5 protein-coding genes and 1 pseudogene are annotated in these 6,409 nt (G+C 46.5%); 2 read left to right on the top strand and 4 right to left on the bottom strand.

The window, feature by feature from the left end; translation table 11 throughout:
• Nucleotides 1–198 (top strand): annotated as a pseudogene (locus tag TH606_RS11935) (hypothetical protein); the annotation flags it as partial.
• A gap of 362 nt (nt 199–560) precedes the next feature.
• Here the strand turns inward: TH606_RS11935 and TH606_RS10755 are convergent.
• A complete protein-coding gene (locus TH606_RS10755; RefSeq protein WP_068543939.1) occupies nt 561–965 on the bottom strand; it encodes an acyl-CoA thioesterase in 405 nt (134 codons plus the stop codon).
• 48 nt (nt 966–1,013) lie between these two features.
• Here TH606_RS10755 and rsmB point away from each other — a divergent pair, with 48 nt between their 5' ends.
• Nucleotides 1,014–2,381, top strand: coding sequence for a 16S rRNA (cytosine(967)-C(5))-methyltransferase RsmB (gene rsmB, locus TH606_RS10750; protein WP_068543936.1), 1,368 nt, complete (start codon nt 1,014–1,016; stop codon nt 2,379–2,381).
• Nucleotides 2,382–2,388: 7 nt separating this feature from the next.
• Here rsmB and TH606_RS10745 read toward each other — a convergent pair whose 3' ends face one another.
• From TH606_RS10745 to TH606_RS10735, 3 genes are all read right to left on the bottom strand, one after another.
• Nucleotides 2,389–3,045: a hypothetical protein gene (locus tag TH606_RS10745; protein WP_068543933.1), complete on the bottom strand. Its 657-nt coding sequence runs from the start codon at nt 3,043–3,045 to the stop codon at nt 2,389–2,391.
• 5 nt (nt 3,046–3,050) lie between these two features.
• Nucleotides 3,051–5,291 (bottom strand): acetyl-CoA carboxylase carboxyl transferase subunit alpha/beta, encoded by a 2,241-nt coding sequence (locus tag TH606_RS10740; protein WP_068543930.1) that lies wholly within the window; start codon nt 5,289–5,291, stop codon nt 3,051–3,053.
• A partial coding sequence (locus TH606_RS10735; protein ID WP_068543928.1) for an ATP-binding protein occupies nt 5,288–6,409 on the bottom strand: 1,122 nt, incomplete at its 5' end. The genes TH606_RS10740 and TH606_RS10735, both read right to left, overlap by 4 nt.

Raw genomic sequence — 6,409 nt, 5'->3', positions numbered from 1 at the left:
GAAAAAGGGACAGGCAAAATTTTCAGGCAAAAGATCAGATATTTTACCGAGGGCCTAGTCATAGGGAGCAGGAGTTTCGTGGAAGAGATTGCCCAAAAATTGAGAGGATTTCTAGGACTTAGAAAAGCCCAAAAAAGCAAAAAGATAAGAAAACTGGAAGACATAGAAGATTTTAAAAGGGAGTTAGTTTTCCTGTAATGATCTTATAGTCTGGCTTTAATTGAATTTTTAGTTCTTGAATTTCGTAACCTCGTAACCAGGCTTTCTTTAGCACTGATACCTATGCTGGTAAGTTTTCCTACAATGATAGAGAGGTTAAGGGAGCAATATACCCATTTTACTGGCTAACCTTACACATACTTTTATCAAATAAGTTTATCCCGTAAAACCTATTTTGAAGATGCCATACTATATCTTAGTAAGTCTCTGCTAAGTTCGATATTTATATCAGGAGAGACTCAAATATAAAAAGAGAACCCTTCGCCAAAATTGAGAAAATAGGTTAGAACGCACGGTTGCTTTTGGCTGTTAAGGCTGTTTCGTATACAAAATGTCCAGAATCAAAATATTTTCTTAAGTAAGCTATAAAGTTTTTCCGGGAATTTGACCAAACGGCCTTCTTTGTTTACGGGCACATGCACAGTAAAGCCTTCCACTAAAAGCCGCTTTTCGTGCCAGATTTTATACTCAAAACGAACTTTATGAGGGAAAAGTTCAGCAAAAGTAGTTTCAATGGTAATAAGGTCGTCATAGCGAGCCGGGTGGCGGTATCTGGCCCGGGCCTCCACCACTGGCAAGATAATACCTTCCTTTTCTTCAATATCGCGATAAGTAAGGCCTGCCTGGCGTAAAAGCTCGGTGCGGCCTATTTCAAACAGCCTGAAATAGTTGGCGTAATAAACCACGCCACCACAATCGGTATCTGCGTAAATAATGCGATAATCTGCCCTTGCCACCTTAGCCATCTCGCCTTAAAACCTAACCTTGAAAAACCTCAGGCACAAGGAGAAATTATGCCAAAATTGCCGGTTAAAAATCCTAGGGCCATGGCTCTAAAGGTCCTCATACGCTGGGAAACTAAAAAACCCCTTCTTGACGAAGTCTTAACAGAAGTCCTTGAAAAAAGCGTGCTTCCTGACCCTAGAGACCGGGCTCTCGTTTCCGAGCTCATAAACGGGGTGGTAAGGCACCTGGCTTATCTTGATTATATGCTCTCACGGGTTAGCCGAAAACCTCTTGATAAAATGGATCCAGAAGTAAAAAACGCCCTGCGTCTTGGAGCCTATCAAATATTTTTCACCCGCATCCCTGTACAGGTAGCTGTAGCTGAAACTATAAAACTTGTTAAACCTCGCCGCGGACAGTGGATTGTAAACTTTGTAAACGCTATCTTAAGAGAGCTTGCCAGGCGCAGAGAAGAAATAACCCTTCCCCCCAAAGAAATGGATCTCGCCGAATACCTAGCCATCAAATACTCTTATCCCCGCTGGCTGGTAGAACGCTGGCTTGAACGCTTTGGCGAAGAAGAAACCGAAGCCCTGCTTAAGGCCGGAAACGAAAGGCCGATCCTGGTAGTTCGAGCCAACACCTTAAGGGTAACTAGAGACAATCTTTTGCTCTTCCTAAAAAAAGATGTGCCTGAAGCAAGCCCCTGCCGTTTTAGCCCTGACGGCATTGAACTTAAAGGCTTTCGCGGGCAGATAACTTCCCTTAAGGCCTTCAAATTTGGCTGGCTCCAGGTTCAAGATGAAGCCAGCCAGCTGGTAAGTTATCTCATTTCCCCTAAGGAAGGCGAGCGCATTTTAGACGCTTGCGCCGGAGTTGGCGGAAAAACCACCCATCTGGCTCAGCTCATGCGCAACACTGGAAAGATATATGCCATGGACGTGCTGGCCTGGAGACTAAAGCGCCTTGAAGAAAACGCCCGACGTCTCGGCATAACTAACATTGAAGTAATCACCGGTGATGCCACCAAGAGCATAGAAAAACTTGGTGGGAAATTCTTTGACCGCATCCTCATAGACGCCCCCTGCACAGGCACAGGGGTTATAAGGCGCCATCCCGACATAAAATGGGCCAGAAAACCTGAAGACTTGATAACCGTGCCTGAAAAACAGCTCTCTTTACTTAACTCTCTTGCCCCGCTGGTAAAAGCTAAGGGAGTGATAGTTTACGCCACCTGTAGCCTTGAACCTGAAGAAAATGAAGAGGTTATTCAGAAATTTATTTCAGAACACTCTGAATTTCAGATAGAAGATGCTCGCCGTTACTTACCAGGAGAAGCTAAAGAACTGGTAGATGATAAAGGCTTTATGCGCACTTATCCACACCGCCACGGCCTTGACGGCTTCTTTGCCGCCAGGCTAAAGAAGTCGGGCTAATAAAGGACTAGGCCTTCCACTCTTCCTTTACACGGGCGATGAGTTTTTCAAGGTAAGGCCTTTCCTCTTCGGTACACAATCCGAAGAGAGGTTCACCCTGTTCCACCATCTGGCCGCGGCTGAAAAACACCCGAAAAACCACCATGGGGGGCCCTTCGTGTAAAATGGGGGTCTCCCTTTTCATAAAATACATAATGGCCAGTTCGTCGCCAGGTTTTACTACTACACGGCCTTCACCTTCTTTTTCAATTCTCTGGGCAAGCTCCGGGCTTAAAAAGTAGCGGGCTTTTTCCGGGGCCTTTACAATGTGTAAGGCCTCACGCAGAATCTCAGCTATAATTTCTTTCTGGCTCAAGGGATGCTTTATTTCTAAAATAGGCTCAAAGGCCTCTACAAACTTGCCGTGTAATTCATGTCTTATTTTAGAAACTACCCCATTCACCTTGGCCCGTATAGTTTTTGGATTTCTTTCGCGCTCAAGCACAAAAAGCGGAGTACCCGGTTTTTCAAGCCATTTACCTGATGGACCTTTGACTTCGTCGCCCTCTTTCACCAAAATCTCGCGAACATAGCCGGTATGTGGCGCTCCCACCACAAAAACCCGGTAAGGATTCGCCTTAAAAGCCCTTAATAGTTCGTCTATTTTACGGTTATCAAGCGCCATAAGCCCTAACGATAGTAAAGATTCTTACCCCCCATGGTAAGGAGGGCTTCGTAAAGTTTTTTACGTATTTCTCGCCTGTCCCAGATGCCTTGAATATGGCCGCGCCTTAAAGCGTTTTCTGCACTGTGATAGTCAGGGGGTATGTCTTCTCCTGTAGTTTCCCTGATGACCCTAGGCCCGGCAAAACCAAGCCTGGTAGACCTTATGGCAAATTGATAGGGAGAACAACCAAGGAAGCTTGCTACCGGCCCAGCGTAAGAATTATTATCGTAAACCACGAGATATAAACCGCCTTCGTCTATGTATTCGCGCACAGCAAGCGTGCAGCGCGGCATCTGGATAACCCCAAGGGTCCCTTCATGAATCCTGATACCGCCGGTAGTGTGGATAAAGGCCAGAAACGGCCGCTTGGTAATGCGGGCCCTATCACAGGCCTGAATAAACTTTTCCCCCTCAGCAGCACCTACCGTGCCCTGGCGAAAATCAGCAATGAGCATGGCTACAATAAGGGAGATGCCACCAATTTTGGCCTGAAAAGTAATCATGGCCGAGTTTCGGCCTGTCTTTTTCCGAGCTAGAGCCAGTTTCTTGTCAAAACCTTCAAAGCCAAGGGGATTGGTAGAGGCAATGTGGGCGTTAAATTCTTTAATGCTATTGGCGTCAAAAACGTTGCTCAAATACCATTGGTACTCAAGGGGAAAGTGATAACCACAGGTAGGACAAACACCACAAAACTCACCGTAAAGGTCAGGTACCCAGATATCCTGGCAGCCAAACTTTTCAGCGTTAGGGCAGGTAACCGTGCGGTCTTCAAGAGCAAGCGGGCTTACGTAAAGCTCAGAAACATCTTCAATAACCGGCTCTTCTACCACAGGTTTGGCCCGGCCACGGCGACCTTTGGTACCCAGGAGGTCATAAGTGCTTTTAAGGGGCTCGGTAAGTTGTTTTAAAAAAGCAAAACCTTCACCAGAGATATCTTCCATCACCCGCTGAATCATCTTCTGGCTCTGCTTGAGAAAGCCGTAACGAAGGTCATGATATACACGAAGGCCAAGATCCTGGCTTTTTTCTATGTAGTTTTTCAAAGGCGATTTTTTAAGCCCCAGGACATGGCGGCTCATCTCACGATACTTTTTAGAGCGCAGGTCAAGAAGCTTTTCTATTTCTACGTCTGAAAGCTCCCAGCGGACATAAACATCAAACTCATCTGGTGGATTTTCCTCTTCGCTTTTGCGTTTAAGGGCATAGCTACGAAAGGCCTTAAGGCTCTTGGTACGCAAAACAGCTTCATCCGTGGCCCTTATCATCTCGTAACGCAAGCGCTTGAAAAACTGATAGTCATTTCGCCTGGCACCAAGTGGTGGTTCAGGAACAATGCGGTCAATAGTGCCCAGACGTAGATTATCTTTGGCGGTAATTTTTAGCTGGCGGGCACAGAATTCTACCAGGTCCCTCGGTGGCCTCTGTCCTTCTTTGAGCTTACCCTCAATGGCCGCCGCCCCTTCAGGGCTTATCACCGAGTAATAACCATAAGCAGCCATGAGCCGCACGTCAGACAACGCTATGGCCTCCGCCCCACCAGACCCACCTTCAGAAATAAAAGCCACCGTGGGCACCTTAAGTTTGCTCATGAAATAAAGATTTCTCGCAATCTGCTGGGCTGCTCCTGGGTAATCCTCTATAGGAAAAGCCCCCGGCGTAAACACGTAAAAGTGAATGGGGATGCCTTCGGTCTCTGCTACGCGCATGTAACGCAGGGCCTTCTCGTTCCCCCAGGGCTTGGCACTACCGCCGTTTCTAAACTCTTCCCCGTGGCCTTTTTCGTGCCCAATTACAATTACCTGGTGCATGTAAATCTTGTCTCCCACGCGGCGGGAAATCATAGCTCTAGCACAAATCACGGCTGGATCAACGTTTATTTCGCCCTCACCGCCAAGCTCAGTAAAGGAGTCATAAACGTTTTCCAGTATATCAAGCAGGGTGAAACGCTGGGGATTTCTTACGATTTTAACGGTTTCGTAGGGGGTGAGGGTCTTATCAGCCTGCTCTTCAAGAAGAGATAGGCGATTATCAATGGCCTCAAGCCTTGCCTGACATGTTTTTTCGGTTATTTGATAAAAGTTCTCTTTAAGGCTATTAAGTTCAGAAAGGATAGCCGGAAGGCCTTCCCAGTCCTCGCCTTTTATGTCCTGTAGGTAGATTATGCGGTCTATCAAGTCGTTTAAATAACGCTGTAATTCTCTCATAGAAATTTCAAAATCTCTGGTAATTTTTCTTTTAAATAAGGTATGTTGGTGGCCAGGGGTTCACCCTGGGCTGTTTCTCCTTCAATAACTAAGGAATTAAGAAATTCAAAGCCACGCTCCATGGCCTGAGGGGTATTTTTTCCCCAGATGATACCTAAAGCCAGATTGGGGTCAAACTCCGTAGGAATACGATAAGGTTCGTCCTGGGGCACATGAGTGCGCACTCGCAACCAATCTCGCTCAGGGTACTCAAACCTGGTAATAGTACCTGAAAGGGGCTTAAAACCCCGCTTTACGTCTTCGGCAATTAAACGAAACTCTATACTTGTGCCTTCAAAAGAAATGTCTTTTTGTTTATAGCCCAGTTTATCACCGAAGGCCGCCCGAATTTGTTCCACCAGGAGATTGGGTTCTTTTCCTTTTATGCGGCTTATACGGGCAGAAATTTCGTTTTCCACCTGAATGCGGGTATTAACTTCCATAAAGTAATGTTTGCCATCACGGGTAACCAGCCACTCCCAGGTGCCAACGCTATCGTAACCCACGTGCGCTGCAAGTTTAAGTGAATGGTTAACAATGCTTTCAAGCACTTTTTCCGCGTCAAAAGGATAGTCAGTATAAGCCGGGTCAAACCCGGGAGCCACTTCTATGCGTTTCTGGCGGTGCACCTGGATAGTACAATTTCTGGTACCAAAATGAACCAGCTCACCAAATTGATTACCAAGTAACTGGAGTTCAATATGATGAAAGTCCCTGATAAAGACTTCAATTAAAACGCCGTCATCTCCAAAAAGCCGCTTGGCGTAAGCGCGGATACGGCGAAAGACCGGGCGAACCATATCAAGGTTATCAACTTCTTCTATACCCATCCCACCACCGCCAGCTGCGGCCTTAATCAAAATGCGCGGCTCAAAGCCCTGTTCTTCCTGCCATAGGAAAAGCTCTTCGGCCTTAGCCTCGGCTTCTATTTCATTGTAGATGGGGTTAATTGTGCCAGGAATTACCGGAATACCTAATTCATGGGCTACCTTTTTGGCCATCAGTTTGTGGCCAAGATCTCGAATTACCTCCCAGCGCGGGCCTATAAAGATGAGAGGATTATTGCGTTTCACCACTCG

Source organism: Thermodesulfatator autotrophicus (genome assembly GCF_001642325.1).
GTDB lineage: Bacteria > Desulfobacterota > Thermodesulfobacteria > Thermodesulfobacteriales > Thermodesulfatatoraceae > Thermodesulfatator > Thermodesulfatator autotrophicus.
The sequence above is the reverse complement of the archived record's forward strand: the minus strand, read 5'-3'. Positions and strand labels throughout refer to the sequence as shown.